Genomic DNA, 20,419 nt, shown 5'->3' with positions numbered 1-20,419 from the left:
TAGCGGCGTTGATCAGGAACTTCACCTATGAACGGTGCTCGCGGTCCGGTCCGGCCGTCCAGGACAGGGAAATCTGGCCCAAGATTCTGTACACGCACTCAGGCTTATCAGGTGACGCTCAGACGCTGCTTTTCGGAGGTTCATTAGCATCCATCGCATGACCACATCCCTCGAGCCCACGGCGTACTCCGCACGACACATGCTCAGTAAAGTTCCAGCGATCACCATCTGGTTCTGGATCATCAAGATTCTGTGCACGACCGTTGGGGAAACCTTCGCCGACTTCATCAACGTCGCGCTCGGAGTGGGCCTAGTCAGCACGGCGATAATCTTCACTGTCGTGACGGCTGCGGTTCTGACGCTCCAAATGACGCGTCGGCGATACCAGCCAGGCGTGTATTGGCTGACCGTGGTCGTGATGAGCATCACGGGAACCCTGTACACCGACATCCTCACCGACCAGGCCGGTGTGCCACTCGGAGTCAGCGCCGCAATCTTCTCCGGAGCACTTGCCATCGTCTTCGCGATCTGGTTCGTCAAAGAACGCACCCTTTCCATCCACAGCATCGTGACCGCGCCGCGAGAAGCTTTCTACTGGCTCACCGTGCTCGTCACGTTCGCCCTCGGCACTGCCCTCGGCGACTGCACACTCGAGCTCACCGGATGGGGACCAGGCGCATCGATCCTGTTACCGCTGGTACTGATCGCGATCGTCGCAGCCCTCTGGCGCTTTGGCGCGAACCCCGTGCTCACATTCTGGATCGCGTACATCCTCACCCGTCCCCTCGGGGCGAACATCGGAGACTGGCTCGGACTCACACCAGCCGAAGGCGGCATCGGGCTCGGCACGCTGGTGACGAGCATCATCTTCCTCGCCGCAATCCTCGCAACCGTCGTCTACCTCTCGATCACTAAAACAGATGTCGACCAGAACGCCGAAGCCGAACCCCACACCGACGCCGAAAGGCCCGCCTCTCCCGTCAGGCGACGCGCCTCCGCGGTCATCCTGGTCGCCGTTGCCGCTGCAACAGTAGCGCTTCTTATCACCACCAGTAACCTTCCCCACACAAGCGCCCTCGCAGACGAAGCAGCGGCCCCCTCGTGCTCGGATACCTCCACCGCTTTGTCCCAGTCCGAAGCGCAAGCTGCGGTTAAGGCGAACTACCCCGCCACGAATGTCGACGAGCTCACAACAATCGTCACTGACACGCTCACCCTGGTCACCCAGAACGATCAAACAGGTGCCGCCGCCCGCGCCACAGATCTTGAAACAACCTGGGACGACAACCAACCAGAACTCAACGCTGCCGACTGCCGGGCATGGACATTCCTCGACAAGCAGATCGACCCCGTGCTCAAATCCGTACGCGCACAAACACCCGATCCGGCAAAGGAACAACAAGCGCTACAGCAGCTCCTCACCACCCTCACTTCTTAACCAAGCGAAGAACACGACTTCGGCACCGTGAACGCGGCCATCAAGGCGGGTGCTGACGTGTCGATCACCGCCCGGCAGGACCCAGCCGTGAAACGTGCGATCGCCGCCATCCCTGATGACGCCTGGCAGAAGATCAGATACACCAATGCCATCTTCGACCACGACAGCCGCGTCTGGATCTCCGTCGCGGAAGTCGCCGAGGTGCCCTTCACCGCGTTCAGCTCGAAGGCGAAGAAGGACCGTGTCCAAGGGCGTCTGGTCGTGCGGCGCATTCCGGAGCTGAACAAGAAAGACCTCGAGCACCCGACCCTGTTCGACACGCACCGGTTCCACGCCCTCTTCACCACGACCGCCCTCGACACGGTCACCGCGGACCAGGTCCACCGCCGGCACGCGATCATCGAACAAGTCAACGCCGACCTCAAACATTCAGCCCTGGCACATCTGCCCTCGGGCCGGTTCACCGCGAACGCGGCCTGGCTGGTTCTCGCCGTCATCGCGTTCAACCTCACCCGCACTGCCCCCACCATCACCGGGCCCGACCTCCGGTCGGCGACGACGACGACCCGCCGGAAACTGATCACCATCCCGGCGAGGATCGCGTCTTCCGGACGACGCATCACGTTGCACCTCCCCCGCGCTTAGCCCTGGGAGGCCGCCTGGACAACCCTCTCCAGCCACGCTCTCGCGCCCCCACAAAGCTGAGCACCCCGACCGACCAGCCGACAAGGCGCGAGCAGAAACACACACTGGAACACCCAGGGCAGAAAGGCCCACGGCTCCGCCGCGCCCACCCAGCACCACCAGCCCAAACAGGGATCGACAGCCCCTCACCTTAGAACATCGGTGGATTCAGGCACACTGCCGCCTCACTCGCGATCAGTGCCGGCGCGAACGTTAAGGCCGTGCAACGGATGCTCGGCCACGCATCTGCGGCGATGACCCTCGACACCTACGCCGACCTCTTTCCCGACGACCTTGACGCGGTCGCAGAATCCCTCACCGCAGCACGCGAAAAAGCAAATGTGTGGTTTTTGTGGGGTTGCGAGGAGCCGTGAGCAAACCAAAGCCCCTCACATCCCCGTGAATACAGGGAAGTGAGGGGCTGGAAGATGGCGGTACCGGTGGGATTTGAACTCTAATCTGGCCCCTTGCGGCACCTGGCATCTGTCCAAAATCCGCGGAAATTCAGGCTTCTCGACTCATCTGTTAACGCCGACTGAAAACAGGGCCAGTACTGCCAACTGAAAACAGGGCCACCAACCACTATGGAAGGTGATCACTTTGGATGACTGGGCAGAAATTCGTCGGTTGTATGCGTCGGGCGGGCACTCGAAAAGAGAACTCGCGAAACGGCTTGGCGTTTCGCGAGGGACGATCGATCGGGCGTTGCAGGCTGACCGGGTGCCGCGGTATGAGCGGGCGTTGACGGGGTCGAGTTTCGATGAGGTCGCACCGGCGGTTCGGAAGCTGCTGACCGACTCGCCGCGGATGCCGTCGCCAGCCCTGGCGGAGCGGGTGGGGTGGTCGGGTTCGTCGTCGTTGTTCCGGTTGAGGGTCGCAGCGATCCGGCCTGAATATCTGCCGCCGGATCCCGCTGACCGGATCGATCACCAGCCCGGTGTGCAGGTGCAATGCGATCTGTGGTTCCCGCACCAGGCGATCCCGCTGGGTCATGATCAGCACGGCATGCCGCCGGTGTTGGTGATGACGTCGACGTTCTCGGGGAACATCCAAGCGTTGATGCTGCCCTCCCGGACAACCCCCGACCTCCTCGGCGGGATGTGGCAGCTGTTGCAGCAGGCCGGCGCGGTGCCGGAGCGGCTGGTCTGGGATAACGAGACCGGTATCGGCCGGCGTAAGCTCACCGAGCCCGCTGCCGCGTTCGCTGGCACGTTGGGGACGAAGATCGTGCTGCTGCCACCGCGGGATCCGGAGTCCAAGGGCATGGTCGAGCGGATGAACCAGTTCTTCCGCTCGAGGTTCATGCCTGGCCGCAGCTTCGCATCGCCAGCGGATTTCAACAACCAGCTCGTTGACTGGTTGCCCGTCGCGAATGCCCGCTACTCGCGCTCACGGCGCGGGAAACCCGCCGAGCTTGTCGGCCGTGATCGGGCCGCGATGCGGGCCTTGTCGCCGGTGCCACCGGAGGTGCTGTTCCGGAACACGGTCAGGCTGCCTCGGGATTACTACGTGCGGGTTTTCACGAACGATTACTCGGTCAGTCCGGGCATGATCGGTCGGATCGTTGATGTTACTGCTGACCTGCACCAGGTCACTGTCACCCATGACGGCACTGTCATCGCGGTGCATCAGCGGGAGTGGGCCCGCCAGCTGATCGTCACCGATCCGGCCCATGTTGCCGAGGCGGCAGTGCTGCGGCAGGCGTTCAAACAGGTCCGCGGCTACCGGCCGTTGGAAGCTGTCGAAACCCGCGATCTTGCTTCCTACGACGACCTCTTCGGTACCGGGCAGGTGGCCTGATGTCCGAGCTCGAATCCCAGCTGGAGTACTACGCCCGTGCATTGAAAGCGCCTCGGGTCGGTGAGGGTTTCCGCCGGCTCGGCGAGCAAGCCCGTGCGGACGGGTGGTCACACGAGGAGTACCTCGCCGCCGTGCTGTCGCGCGAGGTTTCCGAGCGGGAAGCATCAGGGGCGACGCTTCGGATCAAGGCTGCCCGGTTTCCCGGTTTCAAGACGTTGGAAGAGTTCAACTACGACCACCAGCCTGGCGCCGACCGCACCCTCATCGCACACTTGGGCACGAGCGCTTACCTTCAGGAAGCGAAGAACGTCATCCTCCTCGGACCCCCGGGTACGGGGAAGACGCACATTGCGATCGGGCTCGGCATCAAAGCTGCGAAGACCGGCCACCGGGTGCTTTTCGATACCGCGAACGGCTGGGTCACCCGGCTGCAGGAGGCGCACTCCCGCGGCAAGCTCGCCGCCGAACTCACCCGGCTTCGCCGGTACAGCCTGCTCGTCGTCGACGAGGTCGGCTACGTCCCGTTCGATCAAGACGCCGCGAATCTGTTCTTCCAACTCGTGTCATCACGGTACGAACACGCGTCACTGATCCTCACCTCGAACCTGCCATTCGGGCGTTGGGGTGAAGTATTCGGCGACCCGACCATCGCGTCAGCGATGATCGACCGCGTCGTGCACCACGCCGACGTACTCAGCCTCAAAGGCACCAGCTACCGGCTCCGCGGCCACAAAACACTCACAAGTACGACAGACTAAACAAACCACGTGGCCCTATTTTCAGTTGGCAGCCGTGGCCCCATATTGAGTTGGCGTTAACACTCATCCAAGAGCTGTTCGAATGATCAGAATCACGCTGAGTTGTGGGCAAGAAGTGGGCAAGTCAAAACGGCTTGAGTCGAAGATGAGCAATTATCCGTGGTGGCTTCCCCCCGATTGGTGCGGTTTCGCCGTACTGGTCGAGCTAGAGCCACATACGAACGGTCGCCACAGCGTTAACTGGCGGAGCTCGACGCCGTTGGTATTTGAAACATCCCGCGCCATTCGGCTATCGTGCGTCGTCGAGTGCCTGATCGACTCTCCACAGCTGCAGTAGGACAGTTTGATCGATGAGGTCTAGCGCCGCCTCGCGCCCAGCCTCATTAGAAGCGCGATAGAGCCGTACGAGGATCGCGACAAGGTTTCCAGTTAGCACTCCGATGCCGCGGGGCGAGGAAACCGCAATCACGTCGATCGCGCGTCGGCACACTTCCCATGTGATTGGCGGTAACTCACCTGGCAGCTCCTCGATTGCGTCGAGCAAATCGTCGGTTGCACCATCGAACGCGGCACTTTCGACGAATCTTAGAATTAGCTCGCCCCTCTTGGAATCGGCCATGTCTTTTAGGTAGTGCATGCTGCGGCCAGCCTGTCGCCGAACTTCAATGCTCCGGTCCTCAAAGAGACTTGTGAGGAGCGCGATTCCGAGTCCGGGGTCTGGTGCAATCGCCTCAGCGACTCCGATGCGTGCGCTCTCAGAGAGAGTCATTACATCACCCGGCACGGACCCGAGCGCGCCATTGACGGCGCAATTTGCCCAAATTGCGCCAGCTAATTTTGCATCTTCTGCATCAAGTGCGCGGATCAGAAAAGTCCCGAAGCGATCGGCATCCCAGAGCATCGCCCAGCGAAGTGCTCGAAGAGCGGAAGATGACGTGAGCACTAAGTCGTCATCAAGCAAGCGCGCGAGCAGATTCAATCCGTCTTCACGAGAGATCGAAGCGTAAGCGAGCACCGCCTCCGTCGTAAGACTACGCACAGCGGCAATCGGGTCCACCACGAGGTGCTGTAGTACTCCTAGCGAGGGCTGAAGGCGGGAATGGTTCGCGAAGATGACGCGGGCAAGTGTGTTCGCGGCCTGACCGCGAGTGCTGTTAATCCCAGCGCTAACGAGATCCCCGCCGAAATAGAACCCGGAGCCTGTCGGTTCCCGTGCAAATTCCCGGGTTGGGTCCGGGTCTTCGGCAAGGACCAACAGCTCTTCGAATAGTTGATCAGCGAGGTCGCCCGCATGCTCATCAATGGCAGAAACTACGGCGCGCCCCGAATCGGCGGGGTGATCAGTCCGGAACTTTCGAAGCAGGGGAAGCAACTCGAGCTGGCCGGTTTCTCCGGCAAGATTGCGGATTACATGCTCGGTATAGGTGGCAGGCGTCGTAGCCGGAAAAGTCAGGGCGAAGCTAAGGAACCGCCCCGGATTGTCTTTGGCGAGTGCGCCCATCATGCTTGCTAGTTCGTGAGTGCCGCCGAATGCGTCGCCGTCACGGAAAGTAGTGCGGTCGACGTCTTTGTACTTCTCAATCGCACGAATCCAATGACTGTTCGTCATCCGTTCCGCGTTCGGGCGACTAATCGGCGACTGAACCGTTCCGCCCGAAATGCCTTCTGGCTCCTTTGGTTCCCACCACTCGAATTTCCGACGTAGCTCCGCGATCCGCCGTTTGGCTGACCGCCCAAGACGGTCGGCGGCGAGCGCGCTGAGGAGTTCCAACTCTGCCAGGCCGCTCCATCGGAGTTTGCTCGCCGGGTCCTGATATTCATGATCCCAGTACAAGATAGAGGACTCTAGCGAGGTGAAACGGTCATCAGAGCAGGTTCGACTGGCATGTTCGATTAAACGCCGCGATTCCCAACGGATATCCGACATCCAGCCGATGTCGCGGTGCTCTTGGGATTCGAGGATCCAGTCCGCGCCTCGATCGCCTGGTGCTTCACAGAGTGCGCGGCAGACGAGAAAGTCGAGCGCTTCGAGGTGGTGATTCGACAACCGTTCCAGGAGCGGAATCGCTTGATCAGGGTGGGTACGGGTCAGCCGCGTGAGCGCCTCGTCGAAGGCATTAAAGAGGTCCTCGCCGAGGTCGCTATGCCTCGAGCGAATTCTGTAGCGCCACATCTGGCGACCATCCGACGGAGCGTAAGTGGCGATCTTCTCGATGAGTGGGAGCGTCGTCTCGACGAACTCGCCCCCGGTATCTGATGCGAGTTGCTCGATCTGACCGGCCTCCGCGAAGTTACGTCCTCGCCGGGCGAGTAGGTTATCGAGGCCAGCGTTCCCTTCGAGAATCTGACGGTCGATATCGTGCGTGAGGGTCGCTGTCATCAGGTGCAGAGCGTCGACTGGGTGGGGGCCGATCAAGCGATGAAAGAAGGAACTTTCGAGAACATCGAACGGCTGATCTGGCAGATCGAGGCCCCCGATCATTATTTGTTCAAGCGCGAATGCAGCCCACACTGGTGAATCCGAAACTTCGAGAGCCGAACGTAAGGCCTTCACCCAAGCGTCGCCTTTCTGCTGGCGCGGTCGCAGAAGCTCGAGCACACGTTCAGGTACGTCGCCGGCCAATCCAGCTACTAGACCGGGAAGGATCTCCTGCCATTCCGGATCGTCAAGGAGTCGATCGACGTCGCCAGCCGCATCGGCGGCTGCAAACCACTTCGGGCCACCGATGAGGGCGATCACTCGCAACTTGAACGGGTTGTCTGTCGAGGCCAGCCGCCGGATCGCTATCCAGTCCGTGAAAGCCGGGGAATAGTCGCCAAGGATCGTGTAGGCAATTGAGACGAGATGCGGGCGGAGCTTGCTGTCAGCGATCGCTGAAATCTGACTGATGAACTCGGCTCGTTCCTCGGTGCCTATGTACGCAAGAAGCTGGCGAAGTTGCGACCGGCGAAACAACCCCTGTCCGGTAGTCGCGAACCAGTGAACGAGGTGTTGACCTCGCTGAGCGAACGACTTTGCAAACAGATAGTCGAAGTATGTTTCGTGAAACAAAGCTAGGCGACCCTCGTCACGGATCAGGACGTTCGCTGAGATGAGTGCCTCGACATAGAGCGGTCGGATGTGCTCAAGCGCCACCGCAGGTACGGTCAGTGCTTCATCCATATTCATACGCTCGACAAGCACCCGCGACACCTCTGGCCACTCGTCTGGGTAGCCAGCTAGCTCTAGTCTCGTGCGAAATGACCGCGTAAACGCGCCGTATAGCGAGGTAAGTGTCGCGTAGGGAACGGAGCGCATCGTCGGGTCGAGTTCGCTGAATACATAGAGGTGGATCGGCAACCGAAGCAGCTGCAAGGTCGATGAATTGAGCCTTGAGACATCCATGCCAATTTGCGCAAGGTACGACCGAACATCATCGGGATCCAGTTCACCCACCTCGACGATCGGCACGTTTTGACCGGCTAGTTTTCTGAGTCGCGGATCTTCCTCGAGGTCGATCGAGCGGACGGCCAAAATCACGCGGACGTTGCCGAGAAGGCGTGCTTGTGTCAGCGCCTCGTCTACGGCTTCATAAACTGCCGGCATCCGGCCGCTGTAATTGCTTACTGCGTCAAGCTGATCAATCACGAGGACTCCGTCGAAACCATCTGGAGAGACCTCGGACAGGGAAATCACGGGCGAACGCTCGAGATCCATCGCCGTACCAACCTGCGCAGCGGTTGAGGTATTTGGGTTCAGTCGGTCCAACCGCACTGCAGCGACGTGCCGTCCGGAGCGCGCGAGTTCCTCCGCGGCGTCAGCGACCACCACCGATTTTCCCGCGCCAGCCTTGCCGACTACCAGAAGTATCGGAGAGTCGGACGCTCCGATCTTCTCGATGATCTCGCCAACTTCGCGGCGGTGAATAGTCCCTGCGCTTGGCACTGACGACCGGACCGCCCGAGCATACTGGGCCAGCGCGTCGCTGAGCCGTGAAATCGTTGGACCTGGCTCGAGACGCGGGCGTGGAGCGAGTCCCGCCGACTCAAGCGCTGCCCAAACCTGCGGCGCGGTAAATGTCGTCGTGACTCTCGCTTCAAGAAAGTTGCGGAGAACGCCCACAGCAAAATTCGCGTTGCCTATTACGAGAGTCTCAAGCGTAAGTTCGACGAACTCCTTCAGGTGCGGGAGGCCATCGTGCCGCACAGAGGTCTGAAGCAGATAGGCCCGTGTCTCTTCTTTCCCGCCGCTCCATGCGTCGCTGAGTAGGTTGAGATCGTTCGAGTTTTCGGCAGCGCCCCACAGCTCTTCACCGGATGACGTTGCGGCAGCCAACGCTATTAAGCGTTCTAGCTCCTCCGACGACTGAGATAGGACAAGAAGCACTTGGCATCCGGCTGCGTAATGCCGTCGAAGCTTCGCGAGAATTCCATCCGATCGCAATCGCGACGGTGTCCATCGCCCGGATGATCTGAACTTCACCTGATCGTAAGTGCGGACCCCCTTGGCCTCGACCCAGAGCTCAGCGCCGTCGCCGCCAAGCGGTTCAACTGCCATCGCGTCGATATGGCCTCGAAGCAGCTGGGTAACGCGACGCAGCGTCCACCAAGTCTCATACTCGTTGCCCACCTTGTCGGCGGCGCCTCCCGCAAATGCCACACCGTTGAGCCTAGTGGGCGCCGTTTCAATGGCTTATGTCTCGTGAACAGGAGTCCACCCATGGTCCTTTCGCTGAGTCTCACTGGCCATCGGCCGAAGCAATTCTGAGCTCACCTGCCCGCACGGCGCCGTTGTTGCGAGCGCCGATACCGATGATGAGGATGGTCTCGCGGTCGAGGTCACAGCCGTGCGAGTCATCCAGATCCGTGACGACGAATTGAACTTGTTTCCGCACAATCCGTCATGAATCAGCTAGACTCATTTTGATTCAGAAGGAGTGTGGAAGATTATGACTATTGACGCAGCAAGACAAATCACGCGAATTCGGACGGGCAGAGAGCTGCTTGGGCTTGATCAGCGAAACGCGGCGGAGATCAGTGGCCTGTCGCAGCCGATGTGGTCGCGAATTGAAAGCGGCAAGAAGGTCGCGTCGCTGGGCGAGATTCTTGCGATCGCTGAGACTCTCGGAACAACCCCGGGATACCTTACCGGAAATAGCGATTTGATGAAGCGCGTGGCGGTGGCTGCGCGCACCGATGGTGTTGACACGTCATCGGTTGAGGATCGACTCCGCCACCTCATGGAAGTTGATGCTCTCTTTGACCGTATCGAGGCCTCTAACCGGTGAGGGAGCACGAGGCTGAGGCCGAGGAGAAGGCGATCGCTTTCCGCGATCGGCACGGTCTCGGTATCGCACCGATCAAGGATCTAGTGGCTCTCGCGGAAGAATACATGGGACTCGACCTCGTATTCGAAGAGTTGCCAGTCGGTATAGACGCTCTGACCACGAAGGACCCAGAGAAAGGCAAGGTGTTTGTGGCGGTGGCGGTCACCGCCAACGTCGAGCGGCAGCGATTCACCATCGCTCACGAGATCGCCCACATCGAGTTCGATGATCTCGTGGAGGGCTTTAGCCCGCACCCGGTCAATCCGGTCCTTGAGGACCGTGCCCATTCATTCGCCCGGCATCTTCTCATCCCCCACTCTGGCATTGAGCACCGCCTTATTGAGAGCGGAGCCAAACCGATGAAGCTACAACTAGAGCATCTCTCGCTGCTCATTCAATACTTCGGTGTCTCACCTACGGTTGTCTCTATTCAGCTGCTTGAGGGAAGCTGGATCAGCCAGGAAACTTTCGATGAGTGGACTGAGCAAGACGCCGGGCGCCTGTCCCTTCGCTATGGCTGGGAAGTTCAGCGAAACGCGGCGCGCGCTATCAGTTCACAGAAGCGGCCCTCGCAACGCCTGGCGAGCAGGGCCATCGAGCTCTATCGGCGGGGGCTCGTACCAATTTCTCTTGTTGCTAGTGTCCGTGGGCGATCGATCGACGAGACCAAGAACGACATGATCGCGGCAGGAATTTTCCCGGAAAACGTCACCGCTGACGAAACCTCCGGCGACCTGGGTTTCGTCGACGAACTGTGACGAAATTTACCCTCATCGATGCTGGCCCAGCTCTCAATTTTTTCTCCGCCGGCCACAAGGATCTTCTTATCGCGGCGCTGTCCGCAATTGACGCGGACATCAACATGCCGGAAGAGGTCGAGACTGAAGTGCTCCGAAAAGCACGTCAACGAATTCACGGTCAGCGATCAAAGTTCGCGGCCGCGGAGCGCAGACTCGGCGGCCTAGTGCAGGCGGGTGTGATCACGGTGCTCCATTCGCTACAAGACGATCCTGACCTGAACCGCATTGCCGAGAATGTATTCGCAGACACGGTTTCCGCGATCTCGGGGCGAAGCAAAGACCTCGGCGAGACAATGGTCATCATCCACGCGCGTCGCCAGATGGAGCTAGGCAAAGACGTAGTGGTTCTTATCGATGACGGAAATGGTCAGAAACGAGCAAAACAGGCAGGCGTTACAACCGTCATCGATACGGCTTCGATACTTATCAAGTGCGCCAAGATCGGAAAAGTTGAGAGCCCGGCCAAAATGAAGATCATTTACGAGAAACTACGAACCCTCGACAACGGCCTGGTCCCTTGGCCGAATACGCGGCCGCAGCTTCGTGACCCTGCAACGTACGGGGCCGAGAAATCGATTACCCAATGATCACTGCGCTGATCGATCAGGTTGCGAAATCACCCGCTGCGATCCACCCGCCATGGATACCATCTCGCCGGGGCACTTTGAGATCGGAACCTTGGAACACTTTGTGGTTGAATTGTGGCAAATCACGCCCGCTTAGAATGCTAATGCCGCTCTGATCAGGGGTTTTATGGCGGTACCGGTGGGATTTGAACCCACGGTGCTCTTTCAAGCACACATGTTTTCGAGACATGTACCTTCGGCCGCTCGGACACGGTACCGGAGCATACTTTACGGCAGACCACGCGGGTGCGCCAATCGGCGGCCGGGCATCCACACCGGCGATGCCCGCGTGGCATGATCGGAGCGTGACCTTCATTGCTGCAGACGACCGCTACGAACTCCTCCCCTACCGCCGGACCGGGCGAAGTGGGTTGAAACTGCCGACGGTGTCGCTGGGGTTGTGGCAGAACTTCGGGGACGGCGTTGCGACCGAGACGCAGCGTGCGATCCTGCGCCGGGCGTTCGACCTGGGCGTGACGCACTTCGACCTGGCCAACAACTACGGGCCGCCCTATGGAAGCGCTGAGACGAATTTCGGGCACATCTTCGCCGAAGACTTCGCTTCGTACCGGGACGAGATGGTGATCTCGAGCAAGGCCGGGTACGACATGTGGCCGGGCCCCTACGGCGACCTCGGTTCGCGCAAGTACCTGCTCGCAAGCCTCGACCAGTCGCTGGGTCGACTCGGGCTCGACTATGTCGACATCTTCTACTCGCACCGGGCCGACCCCGACACGCCGCTCGAAGAGACCATGGGGGCGCTCCACACCGCCGTCACTTCGGGTCGCGCGCTGTACGCCGGAATCTCGAGCTACTCGCCGGAGCGCACGGTGGCGGCCGCGCGGATTCTCAACGACCTCGGCACTCCCCTGCTGATCCACCAGCCGTCGTACTCGATGTTCAACCGCTGGATCGAGTCGGGCCTGCTCGACACGCTCGGCGATCTCGGCGTCGGATGCATCGCCTTCTCCCCGCTGGCGCAGGGGCTGTTGACCGACAAGTACCTCGGCGGCGTTCCGGCCGATTCTCGCGCTGCACAAGGCGGGTCGATGTCGCAGAAGTTCCTGAATGACGAGACGCTCGGTCATGTGCGCGCCCTGAACGAGATCGCCTCCGGCCGCGGGCAGACGCTGGCGCAGCTCGCGCTGTCGTGGGCGCTGCGCGACGAACGCGTCACGTCGGTACTGGTGGGCGCCTCGAGTGTCGAGCAACTCGAAGACAATCTTGAAGCGACCTCGAACCTCGCGTTCGAACAGTCTGAGCTCGACGCAATCGACGAACATGCGGTGGATGCCCGGCTCAACCTGTGGGCACCATCGAGCGCGGTCTGACCACACCCTGCTCACAACCTGATCGAAGCCGGCGCGGGCCGACGAGCAGACTCCCCCCTCGACAGGCAATTTGGTCGAGCCAGCCGCATAGGCTGGGTTCGTGCTGTTTCCCGAGCTCTCCGACCCTGCCCGAACCGACGAGGCCGTTCTTCTCCTGCACGCACACCCCGATGACGAGACGCTCGCCACCGGCGGCCTCATGGCGAGGCTGGCGGCCGACGGGTACTCCGTTGTGCTCGTCACCGGCACGCGCGGCGAGCGCGGCGAAGTCGTACCTGGGCCACTGAAACACCTCGAAGGCACACCTCAATTGGCCGAACGACGTGTGTTCGAACTCGCAGAGGCGATGCGCGAGCTGGGCGTAGCCGATCACCGCTTTCTCGGCGAAAGTATCGCCGATGGGGTGCCCCCGCGTGTGTATTCCGATTCGGGAATGCAGTGGGGCCCGGCCGGCACCGCGATTGCGGCCGACGACGCGCCGGTGGATGCCCTGAGCCTCGCCCCGCTCGACGAAGTGGTCGAAGCGATCCTTCGCGTGATCGACGAGACCGGGCCAGCCGTGCTGGTGAGTTATGACGAGAAGGGCGGGTACGGGCATCCGGATCACGTGCGGATGCACGATGCAGCAACGGCGGCTTCGTCGCAAGCAGGGCTGCCGCTCTACATGGTGGTTCCGCAGGCTGACCCCTCGCAAGGGGGCGACCTCGAAATTCCGCTCGAGCCCTACCGCCACACCGTCATGCGCGCACTTGCCCAGCACCAGACGCAGCTGACTCTCGACGGCGACGACATCGTGCTGTCTGGTGGCCAACGCCACACGCTTGCCGCATTCGAGCGATATCGGCTGGCTGCAACAGCTGGCACAGGCTCATCAAGTGTTAGCGTTTCTCTACGGGACCCTGAGCATTCGGGCCCGGCCGTTCACTGAGAGGCACCTTCACCCCGATGAGCTACATCAGATCTGCAGCATTCGCCGACAGCGGTTACGTCGTGCTCGACACCTACAACCAGGCTGCTGATCCGGAAGAGTGGCTCGACCTCACCTTTGTCGACTGGAAGTCGTCGGGAGACACCCGTTTCGCACCCATCGCGAGTGCGTTCGGCCAGATGGAGTGCAACGGATTCTGGAACCACACCCCACCACGCGCCGACAAAGACGGAGTCTGGGTGCAGGGGAACGTTGAACGGGCGCCGATCTTGAAAGCCCGCGCCGAAGAGCCCGGGGCGAACGTCGGTCGGTGCCGCGTCATAGAGTTGCAGCCGAACGACTACGAGACGGCCGTCTACAACCTGCACCAGGATGACAACAATCGGCTGAACCCCGACGGCACCGGGTGGATCGTGCGCGGCTTCTTCAACCTGAGCGACAACCCCGACTCGGTGCTCATCCTGCGCGAAGATCGGTTCGACCCCTCGACCGAGGTGCGCATTCCGCTGCCTGCCGGTTCGCGACTGATCGTCGACACGCAGCGGTTCTGGCACGCCGTGTGGCACACCGGCCCCGAACCCCGTTTCAGCCTGATCACGTCGTGGACTTCCGGCCCCGAGCTCGACGAGTACATCGAGAAGTACAACGGCAAGCCCCAGGAGTCCAACCCACCGCTCGACCAGAAGGTGATCGACGACACGCAGACAGAAGTCAATCGGCGACTTGCTGAGCGCGCCGCCGTCCTCTCCGCGAAGGGCAAAGCCAAGGCCCAGACCGACGACGAGGACTGACCTCCCGTTCCCTTCGCCAGCCAACTCGTCCTCACTCGGCGGTCTTGGATGATCGGCAGCAGTCGCTCCGACTCCACCAGCTCGAGCGCGGGCGAACCGGCCCCCGCTGGTCCCTCACAATTCGCGTCACGCGACGGGGTTGCACCACTCGCGCACGAGCTCGAGATCAGTGTCGGCAGCCGCGCCTAGTGTTGGCTGTATGGCGACCAAACCCCTCAGCAACTTCAAGTGCACCGAGTGCGGGTGGACGACCCTGCGCTGGGCGGGCCGCTGCGGTGAGTGCCAGTCGTGGGGCACCGTCGTGTCTTCAGCAGAATCGACCGGGCTCCAGGGGCAGATCAAGGCCGTGAGCGTCGACCAGGCGAGCATCGCTCGCCCGATCACCGAGATCGAGACCGACGCGGCAACACACTGGGCAACGGGCATCACCGAGTTCGACCGTGTTCTGGGTGGGGGTCTCGTGCCCGGCGTGGCGATCCTGCTCTCGGGCGAACCCGGAGTCGGCAAGTCGACTCTCCTGCTTGAAGTCGCCGCCCGTGCTGCACAGGAACACCTGCGCGTACTCTACGTCAGCGCCGAAGAGTCGGTGAGCCAGATCAAGATGCGAGCTGAACGCACGGGTTCGCTCTCGCCCACACTCATGCTCGCCGCCGAGACAGACCTCGCCACGATCCTCGGGCAGATCGATGCCGTCATGCCGCACCTGGTCATCGTCGACTCCGTACAGACGGTGAGCAGTTCGCAGATCGATGGAGCGGCCGGGGGCCCGACGCAGGTTCGAGCCGTGGCAACCGCCCTGATCCGCGTCGCCAAAGAACGCTCCCTGCCGGTGTTGCTCGTCGGGCACGTCACCAAAGACGGCTCGATCGCCGGGCCCCGGGTGCTCGAGCACCTCGTCGATGTGGTCTGCCAATTCGAGGGCGACCGGCAGACATCGCTGCGCTTCGTGCGCACACTCAAGAACCGCTTCGGCCCCACCGACGAGGTCGGGTGCTTCGAGATGACCGGGGAAGGCATCCGCGAAGTACCCGACCCGAGCGGGCTGTTCCTGAGCCGCGGCACAGAGGCGGTGAGCGGCACGTGCGTGACGGTCGCACTCGAGGGCAGGCGGGCACTTCCCGTCGAAGTGCAGGCGCTTGTCGTGGCCACCGGGGCACCGAACCCGCGCCGCGTGACGAACGGCGTCGACGCGTCACGTGTCTCCATGCTGCTGGCCGTCCTCGAGCGGCGCCTCAAGATCAAGCTGAGCGACAAAGACGTCTACGTCTCGACGGTCGGAGGAGTGAAACTGACCGATCCCTCGGCCGACCTCGCGATCGCCCTGGCGATTGCTTCAGCAAACAGCGACATCGCGCTGCCGCACAACTTCGTGGCGTTCGGCGAGATCAGCCTGGCGGGCGAAGTTCGGCCGGTCACCTCGGGCGCCCTGCGCACGACGGAGGCCAGACGGTTGGGCTTCACCTCCGTGCTCGGCCCGGGAGAGACCGCGATCAAGCTCGCGTTCCATCGGGCGTTCGACGCGGCCTGACCCGACAGCGGTCGCACCAGATCGATCAATCGTCGGCCCTCGGTGAAACCGTGCGAAATAGTGCGGCGGATTGGTCCAGGGCCGACGATTGCGTTATCGGGGTCGGGAGACAGGGTTCCTAGACGTGAGGAACGAAGGCTTGCCAGGCCAGGCGACGCGACGCGCGCGGATCTGACTCCACCCGGTCGACCGCGTCGATGATGAGCGTGAGGCGGGATTCCTCCTCGTACCGTGGCCACGGAGGGCGCGACCGGTCCAGGCCCGACTCCCCGGCACTCGGAGCGCCTACCGCCGCACGACGCTCACCATCCCACGCGGCGGCATTCGGAGCGGCTACCGCCACATCGCGCTCGCCGTCCCCGGCACTCGGAGCGCCTCCCCCGGTACCGCGCCCACCGTTCCACCTATCGGCATTCGGGTCGCCCTCGTACGCGAACGCGCTCCACCAGCCGCGCATGCGGGCTCCCGAACGCAGGAACGACCTTCGCCCGCCCAACAGCGTCATCGTGCGGCCGAAGGCCCCGTGCATCCGGTCGAACAGCGCGAAGAGCTCGATGCCGTGCGTCGCATCGAATCCGGCCAGGCGCACCAGACGCGGGGCGAGGTCGAAGCGGTAGAAGTACACCGGCGCGAACCGCGAGTGACGCTCGGCTACCTTCACCGTGGGGTACCAGAAGGCGTAATCGCCACCGAAGTCGGCCGCCGGGCGCTTCTCGGGCAGGCCGGGGTACTCGGCCTTGATGGCCTTGCGTGCCTTCTTCTTCGTCTTGGAGAAGATCGCCCGGATTCGCTTGGGCGTCGTCGCCAGAATGTCGAGTCGCCCGATGAAGAGCGCCCCCTCGCGGTCATTGGTGCCGATGATGAGCGGCACCCGATGCGCGCGGCCCGCCTTGAACACGTCGAGCGGGCGCTCCGGCAGAAAGTCACCGTCGATGACCGGGCAGAGCGCGATCGTGCCCGGGTCTGTGTCTGGCGCCCGCATCGTGAGGGCATCGGTCGCCCTCACCAGGTCGCCCCAGCGCGCGTTCACGAGCATCTCACCCCCGTCTTCTGCCGTGGTGTTCTCGACGCTGTCGTTCGCAATGCGTTCACTGAGCAGCTCGACGAACTGTTCGGCCCAGACGCGGGTGAGCTCGGGCGGATAGACCGCGTTCGTCGGCGAGCTCTGGGCGATCGCGCGCGCAAAGAGCCCGGCGGCCGACGGCACGGTCATCAGCGTCGTCACGGCGTTGGCGCCGGCAGACTCGCCGAACAGCGTCACTGAATCCGGGTCACCGCCGAACGCACGGATGTTCGCCTGAACCCACTTCAGCGCCGCAACGCAGTCCTTCAGCCCCAGGTTGTTCTCGATCGGGCGGTCGGCGCTCGAGTAGGCCGTGAAGTCGAGAAAGCCGAGCGCCCCGAGGCGGTAGTTGATGCTGACGTACACGACGTTGCCCTCGCGCGCTAGGGTGTCGCCGTTTCGCGGCACCTCGGCAGACGAGCCCACGCTGTACGCCCCGCCGTGGATGAACACCATGACGGGAAGCAGGTGGCCTGCGTGCGCGGCCTGCACTACGTCCGGCTCCGGATGCCCGGCCGACGCGCCCCGCACAGGCCGCACCACGTTCAGGGTCAGGCAGTCCTCGCTCATGGTGGCGTTCTTCGCCGCACCGATGAAGTTGCCCTCGCGCGACTGCGGCGAGACGTGGCCGAAGTGCCGGGCATCCTGCACGCCGGTGAACGGCAGCGGAGGCCGGGGCGCCCTGAACCGCAGTGCACCGACAGGCGGCTCGGCGTAGGCGATGCCACGCCAGGTTTCGACGCCGCGTTCGCGTACCCCGCGCACGATACCTTCGGCCGTCTCGATCTCGAGGTCGTTGCGCAGAACCGAAGTCGACATGCTGCGATGCTAACGCCCGAAAGTGACGGCCGAGCGAACCGAAGCGCCGAAGTCATCCGCGCGTGACGCGCACGGTTACCAGACCTGAAGACTACTCGAGGATGAACTGTGCGGAGTCCTTCGAGCTGATGCCGTCGACGGAGACCTTCAGGTGATACGACGCCCCGCCGGAGGGAACGGCGACAGGTGCAGCATCACACGCGGCCTTGTTCGATCGGACCCGGTTCCACCCGAACGGCGTCGCCGAGACCGTCTGGCCCGGTGCGAGCATCGCCAGGGTGTCTGCGGCGCCGGTCTGGCAGTCCGTCGACGTCCAGTACACCTCGGTGCCACTGGTGATCGTGTAGACCTGCTTCGAGGTGCCGGCGTTGATCGTGCAGGGGTCAGAGCCGGTGTTCGTCAGTGTGAAGGAGAGTTGCGGCTGTGACCCGCTCGAGTAGTCGTTGGAGTCGGTCTTCGGCGTGACGGTGATGTTGCCGGCCGCACAGGCCACGGAGCCGTCGGCTGCAGCCGGCCCGGGTGTGGGCGTCGCTCCTGTCGAGGCGTCGCGGTTCACTGCGGGCGAGGAGGTGGCCGGGTCTGCAGCATCGGTCGACGCGGGCTGGGTCGGTGCGACGGACCCAGCTGCCGAGCCGGTCTGTGCGGGAGCGCCGGTGGGCGAGCCCGAACCCGACCCGGGCCGGAAGACGATCAACAGAACGATCACGATCACCGCGAGAACACCCAGCAGAACGACGAACCGGCGCCGCCGGTACACCTTCGCCGACGGGCGTCGACGGGGTGATCCTGCGGCAGACGACATGCTCCAAGAATACCGGGGGGCCTCTTCAGCCCACGGCGTTGGCAGCGGAGAGCCGCAGCACAGCCGTGCGGGCACGCTCCGCCGAGGTCGCTGCGATGGCCGCGCGCGCAAGCTCCTGGGCCTCGGCCAGCGTGTGGCGTGCGAGTTCGGCGCGCACATCGGCCAGCGCAGCAGGCGTCATCGAGAGCGTCGTGACCCCGAGCCCCACCAATACCACCGCAAGCGCCGGGTCGGCCGCGGCCTCGCCGCACACACCCACGGGCTTGCCCGCATTGCGGCCGGCCCTGCCGAGCATCCCGACCAGTCGCAGCACCGCCGGGTGCCACGGGTCCTGCAGGTTCGCCACCGAGCCGAGCAGGCGGTCGGCGGCGAGGGTGTACTGCGTGAGGTCGTTGGTGCCGATGCTCACGAAGTCGGCCGTCTCGAAGATCTGGTCGGCCACGAGCGCCGACGACGGAACTTCAGCCATGACGCCCGCGACCCGGATGCCCGCCTCCCGCGCCAGCGAGACGAAGTACTCGGTGTCGTCACTGTCGGCGATCATCGGCGCCATGACCCAGAGCTCGACCCGCTCACCCGGGGAGGCCGAGTCATTCACGGCGGACTCCGCCAGAGCCAGCGCGGCGAGCTGGTCGGTGAGGATCTGCTCGCTCGCCCGAAGGGCACGGATGCCCCGCAGTCCCAGTGCCGGATTCTCCTCCTTCTCGTCGTTGAGAAAACTCAGCGGCTTGTCGGCACCCGCGTCGAGCACACGAACGACGACCTTCTTGCCGGCGAAGGCCCGCAGCATCCGCTCGTATTCGCGCAGCTGGGTCTCGACGGAGGGCGCCTCGGTCGCATCGAGAAAGAGGAACTCGGTGCGAAACAGCCCCACACCCTCGGCCCCCGCTGCGAGCGCCTCTTCGGCGCCGTCGGCCGAGCCGAGGTTCGCGAGAAGCGGCACGAGCGTTCCGTCAGCCAGCGCTCCGGGTGTCAGCGGCGCCGAGGCCACGGCCAGCCGCTCGGCGATGCGGATGTTCGCCTGTTCGATCTCTGATGTCGACGGCGCGGTGCGCACAGTGCCGGCTCCAGCATCCAGAATCACCAGCGTGCCGTCGGGCAGGCCTTCTGCCCCCTCGACACCGACGATCGCCGGGATCGACTTCGACCGGGCGAGAATGGCGGTGTGCGAGGTGGGGCCACCCTCGCGGGTGATGAGGCCGATGACCTTCGCGAGGTCGAGCAGTGCCGTGTCGGCCGGGGCGAGGTCGTGCGCCACGAGAATGAACGGCGTGTCTGACTCGGGAACACCCGGCGCCGCAACTCCCCTGAGACTCGCGATGATGCGCTGCGAGACGTCATCGAGGTCGGTCGCGCGTTCGGCCATGTAGCCGCCCATCTGCAGCAGCAGGTCGCGAAAGTTCGCAAACGCCTCGAACACGGCCCGGTCGGCCGACTTGTGGTTCGCCAGACGCTCTTCGATGTCGTCGACCAGCGTCGGGTCCTGGGCCATCAGGGCCTGGGCACCCAGAACATCCTGCGCTTCTCCCCCGGCCTTCTCGCCGCGCGCTTCGAGGTCGGCTGCAACATGGGCCAGCGCAGCTTTGACCCGTGCGAACTCCTCGGCAGGCGACGCCTGGCTGATCTCATCGGCGGGCTCCGGCAACGGTTCAGGCATGCGCAGGGTCGATCCGACAGAAAGGCCCCGACCGACACCGACACCGTGCAACAGCATTCTGGTACTCCTTCTGGCAACCCGCACTCCC

General features: G+C 63.0%; 15 protein-coding genes, 1 tRNA gene and 2 pseudogenes. 12 read left to right on the top strand and 6 right to left on the bottom strand.

The features are described 5' to 3' along the window. The first annotated feature begins 157 nt into the window (after positions 1–157). The 5 genes and pseudogenes from JOE66_RS04030 (at position 158) to istB (ending at position 4,680) form a co-directional block, all read left to right on the top strand. A complete protein-coding gene (locus JOE66_RS04030) occupies positions 158–1,438 on the top strand; it encodes a COG4705 family protein (protein WP_239518214.1) in 1,281 nt (426 codons plus the stop codon). Positions 1,439–1,462: 24 nt separating this feature from the next. Continuing rightward, positions 1,463–2,080 (top strand): annotated as a pseudogene (locus JOE66_RS04025) (transposase); the annotation flags it as partial. A gap of 212 nt (positions 2,081–2,292) precedes the next feature. Then, a pseudogene (locus JOE66_RS04020) lies at positions 2,293–2,496 on the top strand (tyrosine-type recombinase/integrase); the annotation flags it as partial. Between the two features lie 217 nt (positions 2,497–2,713). After that, complete coding sequence (gene istA, locus JOE66_RS04015; RefSeq protein ID WP_205106297.1) at positions 2,714–3,922, top strand: IS21 family transposase; 1,209 nt, start codon at positions 2,714–2,716, stop codon at positions 3,920–3,922. Beyond that, positions 3,922–4,680 (top strand): IS21-like element helper ATPase IstB, encoded by a 759-nt coding sequence (gene istB / locus JOE66_RS04010; protein ID WP_205106983.1) that lies wholly within the window; start codon positions 3,922–3,924, stop codon positions 4,678–4,680. Before istA ends, istB begins: the two co-directional genes overlap by 1 nt. A 289-nt stretch (positions 4,681–4,969) precedes the next feature. Here the strand turns inward: istB and JOE66_RS04005 are convergent, their stop codons facing one another. Both JOE66_RS04005 and JOE66_RS04000 read right to left on the bottom strand, forming a co-directional pair. After that, a complete protein-coding gene (locus JOE66_RS04005) occupies positions 4,970–9,319 on the bottom strand; it encodes an NACHT domain-containing protein (RefSeq protein ID WP_205106982.1) in 4,350 nt (1,449 codons plus the stop codon). Positions 9,320–9,398: 79 nt separating this feature from the next. Next, on the bottom strand, positions 9,399–9,554 hold the full coding sequence (locus JOE66_RS04000) for a hypothetical protein (protein ID WP_205106981.1): 156 nt from the start codon (positions 9,552–9,554) through the stop codon (positions 9,399–9,401). 54 nt (positions 9,555–9,608) lie between these two features. Here JOE66_RS04000 and JOE66_RS03995 point away from each other — a divergent pair, with 54 nt between their 5' ends. The 3 genes from JOE66_RS03995 to JOE66_RS03985 are packed head-to-tail and all read left to right on the top strand — an operon-like array spanning position 9,609 to position 11,373. Beyond that, a complete protein-coding gene (locus tag JOE66_RS03995; protein ID WP_205106980.1) occupies positions 9,609–9,947 on the top strand; it encodes a helix-turn-helix domain-containing protein in 339 nt (112 codons plus the stop codon). Beyond that, positions 9,944–10,744 carry an ImmA/IrrE family metallo-endopeptidase gene (locus JOE66_RS03990; RefSeq protein WP_205106979.1) on the top strand — a complete coding sequence of 267 codons (801 nt, stop codon included), beginning with the start codon at positions 9,944–9,946 and terminating at the stop codon, positions 10,742–10,744. The genes JOE66_RS03995 and JOE66_RS03990 overlap by 4 nt, the downstream gene beginning before the upstream one ends. After that, a complete protein-coding gene (locus JOE66_RS03985) occupies positions 10,741–11,373 on the top strand; it encodes a PIN domain-containing protein (protein WP_205106978.1) in 633 nt (210 codons plus the stop codon). The genes JOE66_RS03990 and JOE66_RS03985 overlap by 4 nt, the downstream gene beginning before the upstream one ends. 167 nt (positions 11,374–11,540) lie before the next feature. Here JOE66_RS03985 and JOE66_RS03980 read toward each other — a convergent pair. Then, a tRNA-Ser gene (locus JOE66_RS03980) sits at positions 11,541–11,630 on the bottom strand. Positions 11,631–11,717: 87 nt separating this feature from the next. On the opposite strand from JOE66_RS03980, the gene mgrA reads away from it, so the two are divergent. The 4 genes from mgrA to radA all read left to right on the top strand — a co-directional run bounded on the left by mgrA (position 11,718) and on the right by radA (position 15,990). Beyond that, the gene (gene mgrA, locus JOE66_RS03975; RefSeq protein ID WP_205106977.1) at positions 11,718–12,743 is read left to right on the top strand and encodes an L-glyceraldehyde 3-phosphate reductase; all 1,026 of its coding nucleotides are present in this window, start codon (positions 11,718–11,720) and stop codon (positions 12,741–12,743) included. Between the two features lie 100 nt (positions 12,744–12,843). Further along, the gene (locus JOE66_RS03970) at positions 12,844–13,671 is read left to right on the top strand and encodes a PIG-L family deacetylase (protein ID WP_205106975.1); all 828 of its coding nucleotides are present in this window, start codon (positions 12,844–12,846) and stop codon (positions 13,669–13,671) included. Positions 13,672–13,688: 17 nt separating this feature from the next. Continuing rightward, on the top strand, positions 13,689–14,462 hold the full coding sequence (locus tag JOE66_RS03965) for a hypothetical protein (RefSeq protein ID WP_205106973.1): 774 nt from the start codon (positions 13,689–13,691) through the stop codon (positions 14,460–14,462). A 199-nt stretch (positions 14,463–14,661) separates the two neighbouring features. Then, positions 14,662–15,990 (top strand): DNA repair protein RadA, encoded by a 1,329-nt coding sequence (radA, locus tag JOE66_RS03960; RefSeq protein WP_205106971.1) that lies wholly within the window; start codon positions 14,662–14,664, stop codon positions 15,988–15,990. Between the two features lie 118 nt (positions 15,991–16,108). Here the strand turns inward: radA and JOE66_RS03955 are convergent, their stop codons facing one another. The 3 genes from JOE66_RS03955 to ptsP all read right to left on the bottom strand — a co-directional run bounded on the left by JOE66_RS03955 (position 16,109) and on the right by ptsP (position 20,388). Further along, on the bottom strand, positions 16,109–17,872 hold the full coding sequence (locus JOE66_RS03955) for a carboxylesterase/lipase family protein (RefSeq protein ID WP_205106969.1): 1,764 nt from the start codon (positions 17,870–17,872) through the stop codon (positions 16,109–16,111). 91 nt (positions 17,873–17,963) lie between these two features. Next, complete coding sequence (locus JOE66_RS03950; protein WP_205106967.1) at positions 17,964–18,674, bottom strand: hypothetical protein; 711 nt, start codon at positions 18,672–18,674, stop codon at positions 17,964–17,966. 25 nt (positions 18,675–18,699) lie between these two features. Next, positions 18,700–20,388 carry a phosphoenolpyruvate--protein phosphotransferase gene (gene ptsP / locus JOE66_RS03945; protein WP_205106965.1) on the bottom strand — a complete coding sequence of 563 codons (1,689 nt, stop codon included), beginning with the start codon at positions 20,386–20,388 and terminating at the stop codon, positions 18,700–18,702. Between the last annotated feature and the right edge of the window lie 31 nt (positions 20,389–20,419).

The sequence above is a fragment of the Subtercola frigoramans genome (assembly GCF_016907385.1).
Classification (GTDB): domain Bacteria; phylum Actinomycetota; class Actinomycetes; order Actinomycetales; family Microbacteriaceae; genus Subtercola; species Subtercola frigoramans.
The sequence above is the reverse complement of the archived record's forward strand: the minus strand, read 5'-3'. Positions and strand labels throughout refer to the sequence as shown.

Bases quoted from the DNA above. Each gene is read 5' to 3' on its own strand.
- JOE66_RS04030 (WP_239518214.1), top strand. From the start codon at position 158: ATGACCACATCCCTCGAGCCCACGGCGTACTCCGCACGACACATGCTC.
- ptsP (WP_205106965.1), bottom strand. From the start codon at position 20,388: ATGCTGTTGCACGGTGTCGGTGTCGGTCGGGGCCTTTCTGTCGGATCG.
- JOE66_RS03965 (WP_205106973.1), top strand. From the start codon at position 13,689: ATGAGCTACATCAGATCTGCAGCATTCGCCGACAGCGGTTACGTCGTG.
- JOE66_RS03995 (WP_205106980.1), top strand. From the start codon at position 9,609: ATGACTATTGACGCAGCAAGACAAATCACGCGAATTCGGACGGGCAGA.
- JOE66_RS03950 (WP_205106967.1), bottom strand. From the start codon at position 18,674: ATGTCGTCTGCCGCAGGATCACCCCGTCGACGCCCGTCGGCGAAGGTG.
- istB (WP_205106983.1), top strand. From the start codon at position 3,922: ATGTCCGAGCTCGAATCCCAGCTGGAGTACTACGCCCGTGCATTGAAA.
- radA (WP_205106971.1), top strand. From the start codon at position 14,662: ATGGCGACCAAACCCCTCAGCAACTTCAAGTGCACCGAGTGCGGGTGG.
- JOE66_RS03955 (WP_205106969.1), bottom strand. From the start codon at position 17,872: ATGTCGACTTCGGTTCTGCGCAACGACCTCGAGATCGAGACGGCCGAA.